Consider the following 19,247-nt stretch of genomic DNA (forward strand, 5'->3'; position numbering starts at 1 on the left):
CCGCGCCAAGATAGTCTCGCTCAATGTCTTCTGATTTTCAGCCGACACTTGTCGGTCCCACCGTCACGGTCAGGCCGATTGCGCCATCCGACTGGACGGAGCTTTATGCTGTTGGCTCCGACCCGAAGATCTGGGAAGTGCATCCAGCCTCACAGCGCTATACCGAGCCGGAATTTCGGGAATACTTCGACGGCGCGGTGAGCTCGAAGATGGCCTTCGTGTTTGTCGATCGCGCCACTGTCCGGCTCATCGGGTCGAGCCGCTACTACGGTTATGAGCCGGAAATCGGCGAGGTCGAGATCGGCTGGACGTTTCTCGCCCGCAGTCACTGGGGCGGCGCGACGAACCGCGAGGTGAAGCGCCTGATGCTCGACCACGCCTTCACGTTCCTCGATACCGTGGTGTTCTGGGTCGGCCACGAGAATTGGCGCTCGCAAGGCGCGATGACCAAAATCGGCGGCGTCAAGCGCGAAGGCCTGTTCGTGCGTGAGCTCGCCGGCAGTCACCAGCATTATATTTTCGAGATCACCAAACGCCGCTATCAGGATGGCGGCGTGCGCTAGTGCGGTGAATTTGAAGTTCCTATCAGTGTCGCGGCGAATTCGTCTTAGGAACTTCAAATTCAAAGCCGCACCAGAAACCATTATTTGCTAGAGCTCCTTTGATTCCGAGGTTCGCATCAGAAGCCGCCGCGATATCATGCGAACCTCGGAATCGGAGCTCTGGTGACGTGAACCGGCGACGACAACGTCGAATCCGGCACAATGTCGCGAGCGCGGGGAAGAGGGATCAATGTCCGCCGAAGAGAAGACCGTTCGATCGCCGTGGCTCACCGTATGGCTCAGCCCGCGCCGTACGATCGAACGCCTGGTCGCGGCGAGGCCGACCTATTTCGTCTGGCTTTTGGCCATCCTGGGCACGTTTGCGAGCCTCTACAGCCAGAGTTCGGTCATCTACGGCGTCAGCTATCTTTTGAATTGGCAGCTCGTGCTGAGCATTCTGGTGTTTGGCGCGCTCGTCGGCATCATCTGGCTCTATCTCGCAGGCCTCATGCTGAGCTGGATCGGCCGCCTGCTTGGCGGGCAGGCGAGTGCCTCGCACATGCGCACCGTGTTTGCGTGGAGCACATTACCGACCATCCTCGGATTTGCCGTCATCGTGACGGTCGGCGCGGTCGCCGGCCGCGGCGGCGCGCTCGACAGTGTTCCGTTGCTCGTAGCGGTTTTTTCGCTGTGGTCGCTGGTCGTCTTCCTCTTGATGCTGGGGCGGGTCCAGGGCTTCGGTTTCTTTCGCACCATCCTGACCTATCTCCTCAACACGGTGCTTGGACTGGTGATCGCGTTCTTCATCCGCGGCTTCCTCTACCAGCCCTTCAACATCCCGTCGTCATCGATGCGACCGACGCTCGTTGTTGGCGATTATGTCTTTGTTTCGAAATTCACTTACGGCTACAGCCGTTATTCCTTCCCGTTTTCGGAGCGGCTGCCTTCGGGGCGGCTCTTTGCGGCACCGCCTGCGCCGGGCGACGTCGTCGTGTTTCGCGCTCCCAAAGACGCGGTCGACTATGTGAAGCGCGTCGTGGGATTGCCTGGCGACCGGATTCAGATGAAGCAGGGCGCGCTTTTCATCAACGGCGCGGCGGTCAAGCGCGAGCAACTGGCCGATTCCGAAGCGCAGCAGGACGCCTGCGGCAGCGGGGCACAAGGTCGTGTCAAACGCTGGCGCGAGACGTTACCGAACGGCGCAAGCTACGAGACGCTCGATTGTGTCGACGACAGCCCCCTGGACAACACCGGTGTCTTCACCGTGCCGGGCGGAAGCTTCTTTGCGCTTGGCGACAACCGGGACAACTCGACGGACAGTCGCATCCTTTCGCAAGTGGGCTACATTCCCTTTGAAAACCTGATCGGCCGCGTCAGCTTGATCTTCTTCTCGCGCACGGAAGACGAGAGCGCATCGCCGCATGTTCGCATCGAGCGGATCGGTGAAGTCGTGCGCTGACCGGCGGCCGCACGCGCAAACGTGCAGGGAACCGCGACACGCATCGCCGGTTATTTGTTTGCAGTCTCTCTCTGAAGGAGATCCGAATGAAGCGCGTGTTGCTGCTGGTTTCCATGTTGCTGCCGTTGTCGGCCGCGCTCGCGGCTAACGGGCGGGTGCCGGAGTTGAACGTCAAGGCGATCTGCAAGACCAGAGACGTCGACGCCAAATTGTTCCGGTCGACCACCGGGCAGAGCGTCGATGAATGCGTGCATGACGAGGAGAACGCCAAACAGCAGCTCAATTCGCTGTGGTCAACCACCGCAGCTCCGATCCGCAACCGCTGCGAAAGCGAGGGCCATTCGCTCGGCACCACGAGCTACCTCGATCTCGTCGTCTGTATCCAGATGGCCGAGGAGTTGAAGGACGACATCAAGCCGGTGCCGAAAAAGAAGGCCTCGAAGGAGTGAGGCGTCGCTGTCCGTCGCTCTCGGCCTATTACCTGGCATGTAATTGAGCCAATTCGGCCTGTGATTATTCTCCTGACTGTCAGCGCCAAAGCGCATCTGCCACCGACAGACACAGACAGAAACAGGAGAACACTATGCAAGCCGTCTTTACCAAAAAGGAGCCGCCGAAGTGGCTTCTCGATATGTGGAAAGAGATCGACGACAAGACGTTCGGAAAAGGCTTTGACTGCTTCACGGAAGATGCCGTCTGCAATCTTGGCGTCGCCGACTGGAAAGGCCGCGAAGCAATCCGCGCCAACCTCAAGGCGTTCATCGACACCGGGTTCACGGCGCTGCATCACGTCACCGAATACTGGGACGCGGGAACGCTGAAAGTGTTCCGCGGCACCGTTGACATGACGCCTGATGACCGATCGCGGCCAACGGTCCATCCGACCATGATCCACTTCTTCTACATGGACGAGAAGGACAACACCAAGGTGCGTCGCTGGGTCGGCGCGGTTGGGCCGGTCGCCTTCGGTTGATCGCCGCTCGATCGTTTAGCGATCAATGAATGCCGCGGGTTTCGGAAATCATCCTGATCCGCGGCATTTCCTTACGCAACGGTAGAGCAGGGACGCCTTCGAGCGCGTAAGATATCGCGAAAGTCCGCCGATCAAGGGATCACCGACCATGAAAGCGACAGCGAGTGATATCAGGACCGCCAGCCCCGCGGGCATCCTGCTGCGCCAATGGCGGGATGTGCGCGGCAAGACGCAGCTCGACCTGTCGTTCGATGCCGGCGTTTCGCAGAAGCACATCAGCTTTGTCGAAAGCGGCCGGAGCATCCCCAGCCGCCAGATGCTGCTCGATCTGGCCCAGGCGCTCGATGTGCCGCTACGGGAACGAAACGAACTGCTGGTCGCCGCTGGCTACGCGCCGGTCTATTCCGGTGATGCGCTGGAAGCGCCGGTCATGAACAGCATCGCCAAGGCACTGCAACGCATGCTGCGCCAGCACGAGCCGTTTCCGGCGCTCGTCATCGACCGGCACTGGAACGTGGTGATGACCAATGAGGCCGCGCCCGCGCTGTTCAACTGCTTCGTCGATCTCGCGGCCTGGCCGCAGCCCCGCAATCTCCTGCACCTGATGTTCGACCCAAGGGGTCTGCGCCCCTTCGTTGCCAACTGGCCGGAGACGGCAAGGGGACTGTTGGCGCGTGTCTATCGCGAGGCGCTTGGGCACGTCATCGACGACAAGACGAAGGCGTTGCTTGCGGCGCTGTCGCAATATCCCGGCGTCAAGGCCGAATGGCGTGCGCCGTCGCCGGGCAGCGTGCTGCCGATGATCCCGCTTTCGCTTGTGAAAGGCGGCGTCACGTTGAACTACTTCTCGCTGATCACGACTGTCGGTACGCCGCAGACGGTCACGGCGGAGGAACTGCGGCTCGAATGCATGTTCCCCGCCGACGACAAGACCGAAACCGAGCATGCGCGATTTTTAAAGGCGCACGCTGCGCGAGGGCCGGCGCATTGACGAAATAGGCGAGCGGCCGACGACCGCCTGGAATTCTTCTTTACGAATGTCAAACAGCCTCGGCGACTCTTCGCCGTCATTCCGGGATGCGCCGAAGGCGCGGGCCCGGAATCCATGGCGCCGCCAGAACGCGAGGAGGGATGGATTCTCAGGTGCGCAATGGCGCACCGTAGCTCGCGCTAATGCGCGCCCCGGAATGACGAGGTTAAACGACAGACACGTCTCGGCATTCCCGCGGCGCAATCGCGCCCGAGGCGTTGAGATTGCCCTCAACAGAAGAGGGCGCAGGGAATGCCGGGTGTTCGCCACACCCGCAGCCTCGCACGCAATGAAAAAAGCGTACGAGTAATTCACCACAGGTGCGCCGAGACATCCCGGCATTCCCTGCGCGACGGTTTTAACGGCTTATCTCGTGCTCTCCCCGGTGATCGGGCTTTCTTGCCACCGTCCCCAGCGCAACGCGTGAGCGTTGTCGCCGCGTTGACCTCAGCGTCGAGAGGTCAGGACCACACGACTTCGCCGTCCGTCATCGTGCCGTTCGTCGTGCGGCACCATGAACGTCCATCGCATCCCGCACCTGGCAAATCGTGACGACCGCGAAGCGCCCCTCTCATCGGGCACGGGACGGCGCGAAGTTCTAAAGATGATTTGCCCGACGGGCAGAGCGAAATATTTTTCGATCGAGGAGTGGACAGTAGAATCAGCGTTGATTGGGCTGGCGAAAATCGTTTTTTGCGCAATGCTTCGCGCCATCCCTCACCGAGTGAAAGAAGCAGCGAATGTCAGCCTATGTGATCTTTGACGTCGAGATCAGCGATATGGCGAAATATCAGGAGTTCATGGCAGGGGTGAAGCCTGCGCTGGAAAAAGCAGGCGCCAGATATCTGGTCCGCGGCGGCCAGCATAAGGTGCACGAAGGCGACTGGTCGCCGCGCCGGATCGTTCTGTTGGAATTTCCTTCGACCGAGGCATTTGAATCATTTTACCACGGCGATACCTATCGCAGCCTCAAGTCGATCCGCGATGCGTGCAGCTCCGCGCGACTGGTAAGTGTTGAAGGATTGTAGATCGCCAATACTCGTCGGGACTACTCTGGTTCCGCAAGCCCGTCGCGGAGCTGATCGATCTTGCCCTCGAAGTCTGGCGTATCGTCATTCGCCGGTGACTTCAGCAAGGTCCGCAGCCGTTCGCCGATTTCGTCGCAAATGGCGCGGGTTTGCGTATCGTCGATCACGGGGCTGTCCATGGCCAAACCATCAGGCAATTGAACAAAACGAGACCGTTGCCTTTGGCTATCTGTGCGCGCGCTTTGAACAGCGGGTCACAAGGACCTTTGGCTATCCGCTACATGCGCCGTCATTCATAACGGCGGGCAACGGCCTCGCCAATAAAAAGTCCGGAGCCGGCTCTTTGGTTCCGGTCGAAACATGAAATCCGCCATTGCTACGCAGGCGTCGCCGTGCGCAACGCATAACAGCCTCATCTCACACGAAAAAAGGACGCGGTTTGCACCGCGCCCTTTGCTATTTGAGTGCAACTCTGCGGCCATGGCCCGTCGTTTAGTGTCCGTCGTGGCCGCGACCGCCGCCACCGGTCGGTCCGCCGCGCGGAGCGGCGTTGATGTGCGGCGCGCCGCCGCTGGCACGCGGCATCGCAGGCGCCGCGCGCTGCATCGGGGCCTGCGCACGCGCATTCACCGGCGAACTGCGGCCGACCGTCGGTTGTGCGACATGCTGCATTGGGCGCGCGTTGGAAAAGCGCGGCGCTTCATGGGCTCTCACAGCAGGCGGCTGCATCCGCGCATTGGAACGGAAGGCGCCGTTCTCGCGACCCATACGCTCGCGGCCCGCGCGTGCCTGAACCGCAGCCTCGCGTCCACGTACCTCTCGGCCCTTGGCCTCTCTTGCGCCACGGAACTGAGCAGCGTTCCGCTCGCGCGTCGTTCGGTCTGTCACGCCGGCGCGCGGTCCGCGTCCCTCGTTGATCGCGGCGTTGCGCGTTGCCGCGCGGCCGATGCGGGCCGCCGAGCGGTCGATCGTCATCCGCCTCGCGAAGCGCTCATGGGATGTCCAGTAGCTGGTCCAGTAGGCCCGGCGATGATACCAGGGCCGTCCCGAATAGTAGCTCGACCAATACGAACTTAATACGAAGGGTACGACGGGCACGTCGATCTGATCGACATAATCGGGGAGATAGACATAACTGTTGCGGTAGAGGTATTCGAGATATTGCGACGATACCCAGCCGCGGTCGTCGGACCAGCTGACATCGCACCAGGCGTTGCCGCTCAGACATCCGTGGATGTTGACACGGGCGCCGCCGGGAATGCGATCGACCAGCGGAAAGCCGGGGCCGGGACCGGCCCGCAAGCCCGCCGATTGGGTCATGATGCCGGGTGCTGCGAGCGCCACCGTCGGCACGAGCAGCATGGCTGCCGTCAGGATTGCTTTTAGTTTCATGGCACGTTCCTCCTCTGACAGCCGAACGTTCGACGGGTGCTAGCGTTCCGGGCGAGATTGTCGCATGAGCGGAAATATCGGAACTCGCGCGGACGGTCGTTCATTCACCGTTCATGTGCATGCTCGATTTCCGCGAGAAGTACATGAAGGGCGCGCTCGGCATCGCGGTGACAAGCGCGAATAATTGCCCGCACTAGAGCCTATTTGGTTTTGATTGAATCAAAACCGGGCTCTGGATTTCTGTTTGACGCGTTTTTCTTCACGCGAACCGGTATCCACCCGTCTCCACCACGGCTTCGCCGGGCCACCAGCTCACTCGGCCGCCGAAGCTTTGGCGAAGGCGGCTTCGCTCGAAAACGCTCTAACCGTAGTGGCAATGCTATCTCGGGAGCCGATGAATCGTTCAAAACAAAAACCCCGGCATCGCTGCCGGGGTTTTTCGCCGTAGCGTCTGAGCGATAGCTTGGAAGACTTTCAACAGGCGAACACAGCGCCGCCGACGTTGGGGCGGGGGCGCTGAGGTCGAGACAGCTACCGCTTGTGGACTGCATAGGTCAGGTGAGTCACCCGCTGCGTCGGCTCCGCGCGGATCGGCTCCAGCGCCACGCGGCCCGCGTCCACGCCCTCGAACAGGCGGATTCCGGAGCCGAACAGCACGGGTGAGAGCGCGATCCCGAACTCGTCGATCAGGCCGGCGTTCACGTATTCCAGGATCGTTGCGCCGCCACCGGCGATGCGGACGTCCCGGTGGCCGGCAGCCTCGCGGGCCCGATCGAGCGCGGTCTTTATGCCGTCGTTGACGAAGTGGAAAATGGTCCCGCCCGGCCTCTCCCAGGGGTCGCGCTTCTCGTGCGTCACGACGAAGACCGGCGTATGGAACGGAGCCTCCTCCGGCCACATCCGCTCGCCGGCGTCGAACATGCGCTTGCCCATGACGCTCGCGCCGGTGCGCTCGAACGTCTCCCGCATGACGTCGTTGTCGCGCCCCTCCTCGCCACCCTCGCCGAGCTTCAGGGTCTCCCGGAAGAACCGCGTCGGGAATATCCACTGCTGCAGTTCCATCCATTGCTGCCCCATCAAGTCCTTGCTGGACTCGGGCGCGATAAACCCGTCCAGCGACATCGACACTTTGAAGAACACCTTTCCGGCCATCAGTCCTCTCCCTTCCGAACGATCTCGGTGACGTAGGCAGCCAGTTTGCTCAGGGTCTGCTGGCCGCCCTCGATCACGTGGTACTTCTCGACCAGCTCGTCGCGCATCTCTTTGGTGGGGAACACCGTGTGCATCTCAACCCGGGTCGCCGCGCCATCGGGCGTGAAGGTGAGGACCGACTCGAAGGCGTTCGGGTCGCCGCGCCGTTCACCGTGCAGCAGCGCGATCCGTTCCGGCGGCGAAATCTCAGTCCAGCAGATCCACTCCTGGTAGTCCGTTCCATCCGGTCCGTGCATCACGAAGTCCCACACGCCGCCGGCGCGGAACTCAAACGCCCGCGTGGTGGTGGTGAACCCCGTGGGTCCCCACCATCGCGACAGGTGCCGGACTTCGGTGAACGCCTCGAACACCAGCTCCCGTGGGGCGCTAATGATCCGCGAGATCACGATCTCGCGGTCGGCCGTCGCCGACTGCGCGTCCCATCCTTTTACTGCCATCGGTCACTTCTCCTTCCTTGCCTTCTTGAGGTCCTGCACGTACGCGTCCAGCCGGTTGAAGCTCTCGTTCCAGAACCGTTCGAACCCGCCGGTCCACTCGTGGACCGCCCGCAACTCGTAGGCGTCAAGGCTGTACAGGCGCTGCTTGCCTGCCTTGCGGTCCCGCACCAGCCCGACTTCGCGGAGCACCCGCAGGTGTTTGGACGTCCCCGGCTGGGTCATCCCTAGCTCTTCGGCCAACTCGGTCACCGGCAGCTCACCCGTCCGCAGCAGGACCAGGATCTCCCGGCGCTGCGGCTCGGCGATCGCGTTGAAGATATCCGACGTGGTCGCTGCTCGTGCCATGCGCTCATCATATACCGATATCGGAATATGTAAAGCCGGAGCAATCAGGCGGGTCACAAACAAAAACCCCGGCATCGCTGCCGGGGTTTTGCATTTTGTAGATCGCTGATGCGAATGGATCAGAAGTCCATGCCGCCCATGCCGCCGCCCGGAGGCATTGCGGGGCCGCCAGCGTTCTTCTTCGGCACTTCGGCGACCATGGCCTCGGTCGTGATCAGGAGCGCGGCTACGGAGGCAGCGTTCTGGATCGCGGCGCGGACCACCTTGGTCGGGTCGATGATGCCCTTGGTGACCAGGTTGCCGTATTCGCCGGTCTGGCTGTCGAAGCCGAACGCATACTGATCCTTTTCGAGGATCTTGCCGACGATGACGGAGCCGTCCTCGCCCGCGTTGATCGCGATCTGGCGAGCCGGCCAGGACAGCGCCTTGCGCACGATCTCGACGCCGGTCCTCTGGTCGTCGTTTGCGGTCTTGATGCGCTTGAGCTGCTCGGAAGCGCGCAGCAGGGCGACGCCGCCGCCCGGTACGATGCCTTCTTCAACAGCCGCACGGGTCGCATGCATCGCGTCATCCACGCGATCCTTGCGCTCCTTCACCTCGACCTCGGTCGCGCCACCGACGCGGATCACCGCGACGCCGCCGGCGAGCTTGGCTAGACGCTCCTGGAGCTTCTCACGGTCGTAGTCCGAGGTGGTTTCCTCAATCTGCGCCTTGATCTGGTTCACGCGCGCCTCGATGTCGACCTTCTTGCCGGCGCCGTTGACGATCGTGGTGTTTTCCTTGTCGATCATCACCTTCTTGGCGCGGCCAAGCATGTTCAGGGTGACGTTCTCGAGCTTGATGCCGAGGTCTTCCGAGATCGCCTGGCCGCCGGTCAGGATCGCGATGTCCTGCAGCATGGCCTTGCGGCGATCGCCGAAGCCCGGAGCCTTGACGGCCGCGACCTTCAGGCCGCCACGCAGACGGTTGACGACGAGGGTGGCGAGAGCTTCGCCTTCGACGTCTTCCGCGACGATGACGAGCGGCTTGCCGGTCTGCACCACGGCTTCGAGCAGCGGGAGCAGCTCGTTGAGCGAGGACAGCTTCTTCTCGTTGATCAGGATGTAGGCATCGTCCATCTCAACGCGCATCTTGTCGGCGTTGGTGACGAAGTAGGGCGAGATGTAGCCGCGGTCGAACTGCATGCCTTCGACGACATCGAGTTCGGTTTCCAGCGACTTGGCTTCCTCGACCGTGATCACGCCCTCGTTGCCGACCTTCTTCATGGCGTCGGAGAGGAACTTGCCGATCTCGGCGTCGCCGTTGGCCGAGATAGTGCCGACCTGGGCGATTTCCTCGTTCGAGGTGACCTTCTTGGAGTTCTTGACGAGGTCCGCAACGACGGCTTCGACCGCGAGGTCGATACCGCGCTTCAGATCCATCGGGTTCATGCCGGCGGCAACCGACTTGGCGCCTTCGCGAACGATCGCAGCGGCAAGAACCGTTGCGGTGGTGGTGCCGTCGCCGGCCGCGTCAGCGGACTTGGAGGCGACTTCGCGCACCATCTGGGCGCCCATGTTCTCGAACTTGTCCTCAAGCTCGATTTCCTTGGCGACAGTGACGCCGTCCTTGGTGATGCGGGGCGCGCCGAACGACTTGTCGAGCACGACGTTGCGGCCCTTCGGGCCGAGCGTCACCTTGACGGCGTTGGCGAGGATATCGACGCCGCGCAGCATGCGGTCGCGGGCGTCGACGCCGAATTTTACTTCTTTGGCTGACATTGATTGTTTCCTTGGAATCTAGGGAAGGGGAACGACGCTTAAGCGGCTTTCTTCTTGCTGGCGGGGACGTCGGTCAGGACGCCCATGATGTCGCTCTCCTTCATGATCAGGAGATCTTCGCCATCGATCTTGACCTCGGTGCCCGACCACTTGCCGAACAGGACGCGGTCGCCGACCTTGATGTCGATCGGGATCAGCTTGCCGGCTTCGTCGCGGCCGCCGGGGCCGACAGCGGTGACTTCACCCTGGGAGGGCTTTTCCTTGGCCGTGTCGGGAATGATGATGCCGCCTGCGGTCTTCTCTTCGGCGTCGATGCGCTTGACCACGACGCGGTCGTGAAGCGGACGGAATTTCATGCAGTCCTCCTAAGTTTCTGAAGATGTTTGCGAATTTTGCAAAATTGGCAATCGCCGCCGACGAGTGCCAGCGGGCAAAATGGAGATAGTCCAGAGCGTTAAGGGAGACAAGAGGCGATAGCAGAAAAATTGGCACTCAAATAGGGCACGTGCCAGTTTTCGCGCTCATCGTTAACGCGACCGGGTTCGGGCCGCGCCGCGCTATTAGCAGCCTCTCTAAGTGGCTGCTAATGCAGACTTTTTCAACACATCGTTAAACATTTAAGCTTGTGATGGGTTGTTCGCGTGCGTCACATTTCTCTGATGTGAGTGCATCTCGACTCAAGGTGGCGGCCTGCCATCCGGGCTCACGCCACCGCGGCCAGTGCACTCTCGCAAATGGAGGGTTGGCATGGTCTCGCGGGTTGGCGTTTCCGAAGACTTCCGGAAACAAGTGCTGGGTTACGGGCTGACGACGGCGGAAATTCTCTATCGGATGCCGGATCATCCATCGCTGCTACAGAGCTACGTCTGGCAGAACTACGACCTGTTTCCGAAATTTCCGGCGCTGAGCGACTTCCTCCATTTCTGGCAAACCAAGCTCGAGGGGCCGCTTTATTCGGTTCGCGTCGCCCACTCCAAGCTGATCAAGCCCGCCGAACTTCGCGCCGTCGACGGCGTGTTCCGCCTGCATTGATTGGGAATGCGTGGCCACGGCGTTCCCCGGACGCTGCGCAGCGCGCTAGCGGTGGGCTGCTGATCCGGGGCCCATCTAACTAGGTTCCGGCTCTGCGGAGCGGCACTGACGCGCCGCACCGCGTCCGGGACACGAGATGGCAGGTTGCGCTTCGCTAAACCATCTTACGAAGCTGTGATACGCTTCGCTTTCCTGATTTGTCGGGAAGGGAGCAATCATGGCCAAAAAGAAATCGAAGAAGCCGGCCGCGCGCGCGACCGCCAAATCGCGTGCAGCGGCGAAGACATCGGCGCGCAAGAAATCGTCAACTCGAAAGGTTGTCGCCAAGTCGAACGCCAAGTCGAACGCGCGGCGAAAATTGAAGAGCAAGGGCAGGGCGGCGGCGCCGGTCAAGCGCGCGCGACCGAAGCAGCATGTCGCCATCAGCCATCACCGCGACGAGGACTTCAAATCCGACGGGCTGCGCGCCTATGCGCAATATCGCGACCTCGGCGTGGTCGAAGCCAGCGGTGGCGTGGCGCGGGCGCATGTCATCCGCCTGATCGGCCCGTGCGATCCGAACGAAGTGTCAAAGCTGCACTTCCACGACGTCGATTTCCAGATGGTCTACGTGCTCAAGGGTTGGGTGAAGACCTACATGGAAGGTGTTGGCGAAACGACGTTCCAGATCGGCAGCTCCTGGACCCAGCCGCCGCGCATCAAGCACCTGATCATGGACTATTCCGACGACGTCGAATTGCTGGAAGTGATCCTGCCGGCCGACTTCAAGACCGTCGAACTGGCGGCGTGATTCCTCGCTTGCGCGTTTGAACCGGTCGACGGCGTCCTGCGACGAACAGCGGAAGGAAGCCAGCGTGCGCCGTGCACGGCCTGGTTTATCGATGGGGCGCTCTTGAAAATTTCATCCACGATCCTCGCCGTTGCGGTTGGCCTGAACTGCGCGGCCGCCATGGCACAGCAACAACAATCGCCGCCTCCCGATCTTGGCCTGCACGAGATCGCGGATTCCGACATGGATCGTTACATCGCCAAGTCCAACGGCGTTGTCGGCCTCCTGAACGCTTCGCTACGCGGCAAGGAATCCTGGAACAGATATCTCAGCTGGGTCGACGTGAAGCGCGGCCCGACCGGCAAGGAGCGCATCATCTACGGCCTGTACTCGGTCGGATCGTCGGCCAAGGACGCGATAGAGAAGGCGCGCAAGGCGGCGGGCGACAAGCCGGCGATCCCTGCACTCGACGATGCAACCAGGCAGCTCGCCTCGGCCTTCGAAGCGCTGATTCCGATCCTGAACGAAGCGGAAGCCTATTACGATCGCAAGGATTACCTTTCCGACAACATGGCAGGAGGCAAGGCGCTGCACGAAAAAATGGTTCCGGCGGTAACGGCGTTTCTCGCGGCACGCGCCACGACCGACGCACTGCAGGAGCAGTTCAAGGACATGCTCGACCGCGAGCAGCTGGCGAAGATCGAAAAGGCCGAAGGCAGGAGCGTGCGCTGGCAGGTGCGAAACACCATGACGCTGGCGAAGAAGGCGGTCGACTTGATGCCGTCGAACCCGAAAGGCGGCGCCGACCTCCAGCAGTTCGATGCGGCGCTTGCGACTCTCGGCAACGCGGTGCGCGACTTCGATACGGCGGTCCGTGAGTCCGGAAAATCAACGTCGATCGACTCGTATCCGCGCGACATTCTCGGCAAATTGCGCGAGATGCGCGACAACATCGCCAAGGGCCGCGCCGACAACATGACGTATTCGATGGACTATAATGGCGTCATCCAGCGCTATAACATGATGGTGACGCTGTCGAACGCGTTCCATTGACCGCGTAACGCTGTCACGTCAGCACGCCGACGATTGCGCCCATCAGGCAGGTCGTCAGCGTGCCCGAGACGATCGATTTGAGCCCGAGCGAGTTGATCTCGGCGCGGCGCTCGGGCGCCATGACGCCGAGGCCGCCGACCATGATGCCAAGGCTGCCGAAATTGGCGAAGCCGCACATCGCATAGAGCATGATCAGGCGCGAGCGCGGGTCGAGCGTGCCGGCCGGCAATTTCGAGAAGTCGACATAGGCGATGAGTTCGTTGAGCACGGTCTTCGTGCCCATGAGACTGCCGGCAGGCACGGCTTGCGGCCACGGCAGTCCCATCAGCCAGCATACCGGCGCCATGATATAGCCGAGCAGGCGTTGCAGCGTGATCGCGCCGCCGAGTTCGGGCAGAAGGGCGAGAATGCTGTTTGCCAGATGGACCAGCGCCACCAGTACGATCAGCATCGCGATGATGTTGATCAGGAGTTCGATTCCGGACGTCGTGCCCTTGACGATCGCGTCCATCGTCGACGTCGCGTGCAGGTCGGGATCTTCGGTGAGGCGCGGATCGCCCGCCGTGCCACCGGTTTTCACGTCGCGCGTTTCCGGCACCATGATCAGGCTGACCAGGATGGCGGCGGGCGCGCCCATGACCGAGGCGATCACGAAGTGCCCGGCAGCATCCGGAATCAACGGCGAGAGCAGCGTGGCGTAGAGCACCAGCACGGTGCCGGCGATGCCGGCCATGCCCCCGGTCATCACCAGGAATAATTCGCTGCGGGTGAGCTGGGCGATATACGGGCGGATGAACAGCGGCGCTTCCACCATGCCGAGGAAGATATTGGCGGCGGTGGAGAGACCGACCGCGCCGCCGATCCCAAGCGTGCGTTCGAGCGCGACAGCCATACCGCGGACGATCGGCGGCAGGACGCGCCAGTAGAACAGCAGCGTGGTCAGGACGCTCATCAACAGCACGATCGGCAGCGCCTGAAACGCCAGGATGAAATCGGCGCCCGGCGATTTCAGATCGAACGGCAGCGCGCCGCCGCCGAGATAGCCGAACACGAACGACGTGCCCGCGCGCGAGGCGGAAGCGATGGCGCCGACCGCATCGTTGATCGCGCCGAACAGGTGGGCCACGAAGGGCAGCTTGATCAGAACGACCGCGGTCGCAAAGGTAACCACGAGGCCAACGATCGCCTGCCGCAGCGACACGCTACGGCGATTCTCGCCAAGCACCCAGGCGAGCGCGAGCAGCGCGACCACGCCGAACGCCGATTGCAGTTGCAGCATGTGTCCCCCAAGTCCCAGCCGCCCTCATGGTGAGGAGGCGCGAATGCGCCGTCTCGAACCATGAGGCCCCATCCTTCGAGACGCCGCTTGCGTGGCTCCTCAGGATGAGGGAAGCGAGCAACCCCACCAAATATGGCAGCGTTGCGCTTTGTGGTGCAATGCCATGCAAGGCTTGTTCCCAGCCGGAAGTTGACTTTGGCGCCGCCAGCGGCCACCGATAGCCGTCATGTCTACGATTTCGCCGGTAAGTGCCGGGACACTTCTCCGACTTCCCTCATTCCTTTTCTTCCTGCTGTCGCGAAGCCTGACGCGATTTGCTAGCCAGATCGGCGCGGTGGCGATCGGCTGGCAGATCTATGACCTTACCGGCAGCGCCTTCGATCTCGGCATGGTCGGGCTGGTGCAGTTCCTGCCCACCGCGCTCCTGGTGTTCGTCGCGGGCCAAACCGCCGACCGGTTCGAGCGCAAGCGCGTGGTGCAGTTGTGTCAGCTCGCGGAGGCCGCCACCGCGCTGTTCCTGTGCTGGGGCTCCTATGGCGGCTGGCTCACCGAGGTGCACATCTTCATCGCGACCTTCGTGCTCGGCATGGCGGGCGCGTTCGAAAGCCCGACGATTTCGGCGCTGCTGCCGCTGATCGCGCCGCAGGGCTCGCTGCAACGCGCGACCGCGTTGTCGAGTGCGGCGGCTCAGGTCGCGACCATCACGGGTCCCGCGCTCGGCGGGATCGCTTACGCGTTCGCGCCAGGTTTGCCCTACGGCATCATGCTGGCGTTCTGGCTTCTCTCCGCGCTGTTGACCGGCGGCATCCGGACCACCGAGCCGGAGCCGGCCAAGGACGCTGCGACGGCCGATGATGTCTTTGCCGGCGTTCGTTTCATCAGAAACAATCCCGCCATTCTCGGCACCATATCGCTCGACCTGTTTGCGGTGCTGTTCGGCGGCGTGACCGCGCTGTTGCCGATCTATGCGCGCGATATCCTCAATGCCGGTCCGTCCGGCCTCGGCATCCTGCGCGCGGCGCCCGCCGTTGGCGCGCTGCTGATGACCACGATTCTGGCGCGCCACGCCATCGACCGCCGCGTCGGCATGCGCATGTTCCAGTCGGTGATCGTGTTCGGCGTTGCGACCGTCGTATTCGCACTGTCGCACTGGATCTGGCTGTCGGTGCTGGCGCTCGCCGTTCTCGGTGCGGCCGATACCATCAGCGTCGTGATCCGCTTCTCGCTGGTGCAACTGGCGACGCCGAACGAAATGCGCGGCCGCGTCGGCGCCGTGAACTTCCTGTTCATCAACGCCTCGAACTATCTCGGCCAGTTCGAGAGCGGCGTGGCCGCGGCGCTGCTCGGTACGGTGGCGTCCGCCGTGCTCGGCGGCGTTGCCACGGTTGCGATTGCGCTGATCTGGATGAGGCTGTTCCCGTCGCTGCGCGATGTCGAACGGCTGGAGTAGGGGCGCGACTTACTTCCGCACGCGCCACACGGCGATCTTGTCGTTCGGATCGAGATGCAGCCGCTCGAGGAAGTCGGGCGGGTCGCCGCGGGCGAGCCGCGCCTCCAGTCCTTCCGGCGCGAGCTTGATGATGTTCGCGTCGGGCGTTGCCGAACAGGTGACGACGTAGTCGACGTGGCGATCCGATAATATCTGCCGCGCCGCGGGCGGCGGCGCCAGCATCAATCTGATCAGGGCGGTCATGCCGTCGTTGTTGCGGTGATAGGGGCCTGCAAAAACCTCGTGATTGGTCTCGACGAGAATCGCGGGTCCGAGATCGACCGGCGCCATCACGCGTCCCTTCGGAAGCTCTTTCAGCGAGGCGACGTCCGACAGGGTCTGACACGGCGACAGGCCGCCGATGGGCTCGGGCTTGAAGATCACATCCATCAGCGGCTTGGCCGACAGCCCCGCGAGGGCAAGGCTGAACGGTGAGACGATGGCGGATAAGATCACCAGGTTTCGCACCGAAGCAAATTTCGGCCACAGCACCGCGAGGCTGGCGGCAAAGAGCGGCGCGGCCACCATCGAGGCGGCGGCGGCGCCCCGCATCTGGAACAGACTGAATCCGATCAGCGCGGCGAGCGGGGCGATGCCGACGCTCCAGCGAAACCGTTCAGAAGCAGCCGAGCGGATCAGCGCGAGGACGGCGAAGCCCAGCGTCAGAACCGGAAACACGTAGTAGCCTGGAACTTTCTCCGGAAACAGTTGCAGCATCCGGGGCAATGAGATCGCTTCGGCGATATTATTGACCCACAACGTGATGACGATCGGGTCGAGATGCGCGAAGGGCGGCGCGATGCATCCTGAGAACAACACGAGGAACGCGCCGATCAGAACGGTTGCCAACGCCGCTGCGCTGACGATACGCATCAGGAGCGTCCGGAAATAGCGATCGATGCCGACCATCAGCAGAAGACTGATACCGCCGCCGGCGGTCAACAGCACGACCGGGGCGCCGAAGGCGTCGCACGCCTGGGTGGTCCACGACGACGAGGGCAGCAATGCCGGCGCGAGCAACAGCGAAGATGCCGCAAGCCCCGCGCCAAAGGCGCCGGCCTGCCGCGCGACCGGCGCGCCACGCCATACAAAAAGGCCGAACACCGCAACGCCGACGGCCCCGATGGCCGGCAGCATCTCGATCCCGATCGCAAGCGACAGTGATCCGGTCAATCCACACAGCGCGGCCTTGACGACGTTGCTCTCGATCTGCGCCGCCAACAGGATCATGGCGAGCAACAAATCGATCTGCGCGTTGTGATGATCGATCGCGCCTGGCCGGAAATGGACCAGGGCCGGGAGGCAAAGCACGGCCAGCACCACCGCCGGGATCACCGGGATAAAACTGTTGGTCATTTGCCTGGCGATGGCGGCGACCAGCGCGAGAGCAACGGCAAATAACAGCGCGGGCCAGACATAGAGTGTCACGGCTTCGGTGCTGTGCATTCCCACCAGCGGCTTCAGCAGCAGGATCAACGCGGCCAACGGCGCATCGATCAGCCGCGACCAGTGCATCGACGTGCCGCCCGGCGGATCCATGCGATGCTGGAACAGGTCGAACCAGCCCTGGCCGCCGATGAGGTCGCGGACCTCGACGAGCCGCATGGCGTCATCCGTGGACAGCGCATCGAACACGCCGCCCTTGATCGCGGGCAGCGCGAGCCAGACCGATCCGGCCAGGAAGAGCAACGCGATCCAGAAGTCTGGATGCAGGCCGCCTTGTTCCTTTGGCGGCGCGTGGGCTGAGGTCAAGCTGAGGTCCGACATGGTTTCCGTATCGCTAACACCGGCCGAAGGCTAGTGATCGCGGTCACGTCGGGCAGCGACCTGGTAAGAGGGCTAGCCCCGTCCCACGAACGGCATCTTGCTTGCCATGACTGTCATGAACAGGACGTTAGCATCGAGCGGCAGGCCGGCCATATAGGCGACCGCATCGCCGACGGCCTTCGAGTCCATGCGCGGTTCCGGCATCTTGCGGCCGTCCGGCTGCAACACACCGTCAACCATACGGTCGGTCATGGGGGTTGCGGCATTGCCGATGTCGATCTGGCCGACCGCGATGTCGTAGGCGCGGCCGTCGAGATTGGTTGCCTTGGTCAGGCCGGTGATGGCGTGCTTGGTGGACGTATAGGGCGCCGAGAACGGCCGCGGCGCATGCGCCGAAATCGAACCGTTGTTGATGATGCGGCCGCCGCGCGGGGTCTGGTCCTTCATGATGCGGAAGGCGTGCTGCGTGCAAAGGAATGCGGCGGTGAGGTTGGTGTCGACCACCGCCTGCCACTGCGCAAGCGTCAGATCCTCAAACGGCATCGCCGGCGTTCCCATGCCGGCATTGTTGAAGAGCAGATCAAGCCGGCCATGGGTCTCCATCACCTTGGCGAACAGGGCGGCGATCGAGCCGGCGTCGGTCATGTCGGCGGGGACGACGAGGGCCTTGCCGGCGGGGCCGAGGCTCTGGGTTTCCTCGAGCTTCTCCTTGCGCCGTCCGGCGAGCGCGACCGTGAAGCCGGCATGCATCAACGCCAGCGAAGCGGCGCGGCCGACGCCGGTGCCGGCTCCGGTGACGATGGCGATCTTGTTTTTCTCGGTCATTGTTTCCTGCCTTTATAGGTTCGGTGTTTTTTAGGTCTTCGGTGTTTCGGTCTTGTAGGGTGGCCGCGGGATATTCTGGTGCGCGGCGCGTAACGCAGCCGACCAGCGCGAACGCAAATCATGGAAGTAGGGCTCGCCCGCTTCGATGCGGTGGTTGAGGTCGGCGTCGCAGACGTCGGTGCGCACCACCAGAACGTCGATCGGAAGACCGACGCCGAGATTGGAGCGCATGGTCGAATCCATCGAGATCAGGCTGGTCTTCAGCGCCTCATACAGTTCGACGTCATAATGCATGGCGCGGTCGAGCACCGGCTTGCCGTATTTGTGCTCGCCGATTTGCAGGTAAGGCGTGTCGGTGGTGCATTCGATGAAGTTGCCGGCCGGATAGACCATGAACAGCCGCATCCGCGAGCCCTTGATCTGGCCGCCGAACAGGAACGATACGTCGAAGCTGATATCTTCCGATTTTAGTGCGGTGCCCTCGGTGGCGTGAACCGCGCGGATCGCCCGCCCGATGCGCTGCGCCGCCTGGAACATGGTCGGCGCGTTGAGCAGCGTCTCGACCTCGCCGGTCTCGGGATCTTCCATGCCCTCGGTCAGGGTCGACAGCACGGACTGGCTGATCGCTAGATTGCCGGCGCTGGCCACCGCCATGATGCGCTCGCCAGGCTTGGAGAAGATGTGCAGCTTGCGGAAGGTCGAGACGTTGTCGAGCCCGGCATTGGTCCGGGTGTCGGCGATCATGACCAGCCCGTCCTTTACCAGCACCCCGCAGCAATAGGTCATTTCACGTCCCCGACGCCGCTCAAACGCGCGTTTGCGGCGCGAAACTATCCAATTTCGCGCGCGCATCCA

21 protein-coding genes are annotated in these 19,247 nt (G+C 62.6%); 10 read left to right on the top strand and 11 right to left on the bottom strand.

Annotated elements, in window-relative coordinates; genetic code table 11:
* Positions 1-23: 23 nt before the first annotated feature.
* The 6 genes from BUA38_RS26735 to BUA38_RS26765 all read left to right on the top strand — a co-directional run bounded on the left by BUA38_RS26735 (position 24) and on the right by BUA38_RS26765 (position 5,032).
* Positions 24-563 (top strand): GNAT family N-acetyltransferase, encoded by a 540-nt coding sequence (locus BUA38_RS26735; protein WP_072822664.1) that lies wholly within the window; start codon positions 24-26, stop codon positions 561-563.
* 229 nt (positions 564-792) lie between these two features.
* On the top strand, positions 793-2,001 hold the full coding sequence (gene lepB / locus BUA38_RS38535; protein WP_072822666.1) for a signal peptidase I: 1,209 nt from the start codon (positions 793-795) through the stop codon (positions 1,999-2,001).
* Between the two features lie 86 nt (positions 2,002-2,087).
* Positions 2,088-2,450, top strand: coding sequence for a hypothetical protein (locus BUA38_RS26745; RefSeq protein ID WP_072822668.1), 363 nt, complete (start codon positions 2,088-2,090; stop codon positions 2,448-2,450).
* 134 nt (positions 2,451-2,584) lie between these two features.
* On the top strand, positions 2,585-2,974 hold the full coding sequence (locus tag BUA38_RS26750) for a nuclear transport factor 2 family protein (RefSeq protein WP_072822670.1): 390 nt from the start codon (positions 2,585-2,587) through the stop codon (positions 2,972-2,974).
* A 148-nt stretch (positions 2,975-3,122) separates the two neighbouring features.
* Positions 3,123-3,965, top strand: coding sequence for a helix-turn-helix domain-containing protein (locus BUA38_RS26755; RefSeq protein WP_072822672.1), 843 nt, complete (start codon positions 3,123-3,125; stop codon positions 3,963-3,965).
* Positions 3,966-4,744: 779 nt separating this feature from the next.
* A complete protein-coding gene (locus BUA38_RS26765) occupies positions 4,745-5,032 on the top strand; it encodes a DUF1330 domain-containing protein (protein ID WP_072822674.1) in 288 nt (95 codons plus the stop codon).
* A gap of 20 nt (positions 5,033-5,052) precedes the next feature.
* On the opposite strand, the gene BUA38_RS37120 is transcribed toward BUA38_RS26765, so the two are convergent.
* From BUA38_RS37120 to BUA38_RS26795, 7 genes are all read right to left on the bottom strand, one after another.
* On the bottom strand, positions 5,053-5,211 hold the full coding sequence (locus BUA38_RS37120) for a hypothetical protein (protein WP_156898741.1): 159 nt from the start codon (positions 5,209-5,211) through the stop codon (positions 5,053-5,055).
* Positions 5,212-5,524: 313 nt separating this feature from the next.
* Entirely contained in the window at positions 5,525-6,424 is a 900-nt protein-coding gene (locus BUA38_RS26770) for an SH3 domain-containing protein (protein WP_072822675.1), read from the bottom strand.
* A 531-nt stretch (positions 6,425-6,955) separates the two neighbouring features.
* Complete coding sequence (locus tag BUA38_RS26775; RefSeq protein WP_072822677.1) at positions 6,956-7,576, bottom strand: dihydrofolate reductase family protein; 621 nt, start codon at positions 7,574-7,576, stop codon at positions 6,956-6,958.
* Positions 7,576-8,073, bottom strand: coding sequence for an SRPBCC family protein (locus BUA38_RS26780; RefSeq protein WP_072822679.1), 498 nt, complete (start codon positions 8,071-8,073; stop codon positions 7,576-7,578). The genes BUA38_RS26775 and BUA38_RS26780 overlap by 1 nt, the downstream gene beginning before the upstream one ends.
* 3 nt (positions 8,074-8,076) lie before the next feature.
* On the bottom strand, positions 8,077-8,475 hold the full coding sequence (locus tag BUA38_RS26785) for an ArsR/SmtB family transcription factor (RefSeq protein ID WP_197685877.1): 399 nt from the start codon (positions 8,473-8,475) through the stop codon (positions 8,077-8,079).
* Positions 8,476-8,537: 62 nt separating this feature from the next.
* Positions 8,538-10,178 (bottom strand): chaperonin GroEL, encoded by a 1,641-nt coding sequence (groL, locus tag BUA38_RS26790; protein WP_072822681.1) that lies wholly within the window; start codon positions 10,176-10,178, stop codon positions 8,538-8,540.
* A 38-nt stretch (positions 10,179-10,216) separates the two neighbouring features.
* Positions 10,217-10,534 carry a co-chaperone GroES gene (locus BUA38_RS26795; protein WP_072822683.1) on the bottom strand — a complete coding sequence of 106 codons (318 nt, stop codon included), beginning with the start codon at positions 10,532-10,534 and terminating at the stop codon, positions 10,217-10,219.
* A gap of 391 nt (positions 10,535-10,925) precedes the next feature.
* On the opposite strand from BUA38_RS26795, the gene BUA38_RS26800 reads away from it, so the two are divergent.
* From BUA38_RS26800 to BUA38_RS26810, 3 genes are all read left to right on the top strand, one after another.
* Positions 10,926-11,210, top strand: a complete 285-nt coding sequence (locus BUA38_RS26800) for an usg protein (protein ID WP_072822685.1) — start codon at positions 10,926-10,928, stop codon at positions 11,208-11,210.
* Between the two features lie 217 nt (positions 11,211-11,427).
* On the top strand, positions 11,428-12,000 hold the full coding sequence (locus BUA38_RS26805; protein WP_072822687.1) for a cupin domain-containing protein: 573 nt from the start codon (positions 11,428-11,430) through the stop codon (positions 11,998-12,000).
* Positions 12,001-12,102: 102 nt separating this feature from the next.
* Positions 12,103-13,032 carry a YiiG family protein gene (locus BUA38_RS26810; protein WP_083587781.1) on the top strand — a complete coding sequence of 310 codons (930 nt, stop codon included), beginning with the start codon at positions 12,103-12,105 and terminating at the stop codon, positions 13,030-13,032.
* A 13-nt stretch (positions 13,033-13,045) separates the two neighbouring features.
* Here BUA38_RS26810 and BUA38_RS26815 read toward each other — a convergent pair whose 3' ends face one another.
* A complete protein-coding gene (locus BUA38_RS26815; protein ID WP_072822689.1) occupies positions 13,046-14,311 on the bottom strand; it encodes a NupC/NupG family nucleoside CNT transporter in 1,266 nt (421 codons plus the stop codon).
* Between the two features lie 226 nt (positions 14,312-14,537).
* Here BUA38_RS26815 and BUA38_RS26820 point away from each other — a divergent pair, with 226 nt between their 5' ends.
* Positions 14,538-15,761: an MFS transporter gene (locus BUA38_RS26820; protein ID WP_072822691.1), complete on the top strand. Its 1,224-nt coding sequence runs from the start codon at positions 14,538-14,540 to the stop codon at positions 15,759-15,761.
* A 9-nt stretch (positions 15,762-15,770) separates the two neighbouring features.
* Here BUA38_RS26820 and BUA38_RS26825 read toward each other — a convergent pair whose 3' ends face one another.
* The 3 genes from BUA38_RS26825 to BUA38_RS26835 all read right to left on the bottom strand — a co-directional run bounded on the left by BUA38_RS26825 (position 15,771) and on the right by BUA38_RS26835 (position 19,178).
* Positions 15,771-17,567 carry a hypothetical protein gene (locus BUA38_RS26825; RefSeq protein WP_072822693.1) on the bottom strand — a complete coding sequence of 599 codons (1,797 nt, stop codon included), beginning with the start codon at positions 17,565-17,567 and terminating at the stop codon, positions 15,771-15,773.
* A gap of 72 nt (positions 17,568-17,639) precedes the next feature.
* Positions 17,640-18,392 carry an SDR family oxidoreductase gene (locus tag BUA38_RS26830; protein ID WP_072822695.1) on the bottom strand — a complete coding sequence of 251 codons (753 nt, stop codon included), beginning with the start codon at positions 18,390-18,392 and terminating at the stop codon, positions 17,640-17,642.
* Positions 18,393-18,422: 30 nt separating this feature from the next.
* Positions 18,423-19,178 (bottom strand): proteasome-type protease, encoded by a 756-nt coding sequence (locus BUA38_RS26835; RefSeq protein WP_072822697.1) that lies wholly within the window; start codon positions 19,176-19,178, stop codon positions 18,423-18,425.
* Positions 19,179-19,247: the final 69 nt, after the last annotated feature.

Origin of the sequence: Bradyrhizobium erythrophlei (genome assembly GCF_900142985.1) — a bacterium.
GTDB classification, from domain to species: domain Bacteria; phylum Pseudomonadota; class Alphaproteobacteria; order Rhizobiales; family Xanthobacteraceae; genus Bradyrhizobium; species Bradyrhizobium erythrophlei_B.

Coding starts and splice junctions, on each gene's coding strand:
- BUA38_RS26825 (WP_072822693.1), bottom strand. CDS start 17,567: ATGTCGGACCTCAGCTTGACCTCAGCCCACGCGCCGCCAAAGGAACAA.
- BUA38_RS26830 (WP_072822695.1), bottom strand. CDS start 18,392: ATGACCGAGAAAAACAAGATCGCCATCGTCACCGGAGCCGGCACCGGC.
- BUA38_RS37120 (WP_156898741.1), bottom strand. CDS start 5,211: ATGGACAGCCCCGTGATCGACGATACGCAAACCCGCGCCATTTGCGAC.
- BUA38_RS26820 (WP_072822691.1), top strand. CDS start 14,538: ATGTCTACGATTTCGCCGGTAAGTGCCGGGACACTTCTCCGACTTCCC.
- BUA38_RS26835 (WP_072822697.1), bottom strand. CDS start 19,178: ATGACCTATTGCTGCGGGGTGCTGGTAAAGGACGGGCTGGTCATGATC.
- BUA38_RS26780 (WP_072822679.1), bottom strand. CDS start 8,073: ATGGCAGTAAAAGGATGGGACGCGCAGTCGGCGACGGCCGACCGCGAG.
- BUA38_RS26750 (WP_072822670.1), top strand. CDS start 2,585: ATGCAAGCCGTCTTTACCAAAAAGGAGCCGCCGAAGTGGCTTCTCGAT.
- BUA38_RS26735 (WP_072822664.1), top strand. CDS start 24: ATGTCTTCTGATTTTCAGCCGACACTTGTCGGTCCCACCGTCACGGTC.
- BUA38_RS26765 (WP_072822674.1), top strand. CDS start 4,745: ATGTCAGCCTATGTGATCTTTGACGTCGAGATCAGCGATATGGCGAAA.
- BUA38_RS26770 (WP_072822675.1), bottom strand. CDS start 6,424: ATGAAACTAAAAGCAATCCTGACGGCAGCCATGCTGCTCGTGCCGACG.
- BUA38_RS26755 (WP_072822672.1), top strand. CDS start 3,123: ATGAAAGCGACAGCGAGTGATATCAGGACCGCCAGCCCCGCGGGCATC.
- lepB (WP_072822666.1), top strand. CDS start 793: ATGTCCGCCGAAGAGAAGACCGTTCGATCGCCGTGGCTCACCGTATGG.
- BUA38_RS26815 (WP_072822689.1), bottom strand. CDS start 14,311: ATGCTGCAACTGCAATCGGCGTTCGGCGTGGTCGCGCTGCTCGCGCTC.
- groL (WP_072822681.1), bottom strand. CDS start 10,178: ATGTCAGCCAAAGAAGTAAAATTCGGCGTCGACGCCCGCGACCGCATG.
- BUA38_RS26795 (WP_072822683.1), bottom strand. CDS start 10,534: ATGAAATTCCGTCCGCTTCACGACCGCGTCGTGGTCAAGCGCATCGAC.
- BUA38_RS26800 (WP_072822685.1), top strand. CDS start 10,926: ATGGTCTCGCGGGTTGGCGTTTCCGAAGACTTCCGGAAACAAGTGCTG.
- BUA38_RS26775 (WP_072822677.1), bottom strand. CDS start 7,576: ATGGCCGGAAAGGTGTTCTTCAAAGTGTCGATGTCGCTGGACGGGTTT.
- BUA38_RS26805 (WP_072822687.1), top strand. CDS start 11,428: ATGGCCAAAAAGAAATCGAAGAAGCCGGCCGCGCGCGCGACCGCCAAA.
- BUA38_RS26745 (WP_072822668.1), top strand. CDS start 2,088: ATGAAGCGCGTGTTGCTGCTGGTTTCCATGTTGCTGCCGTTGTCGGCC.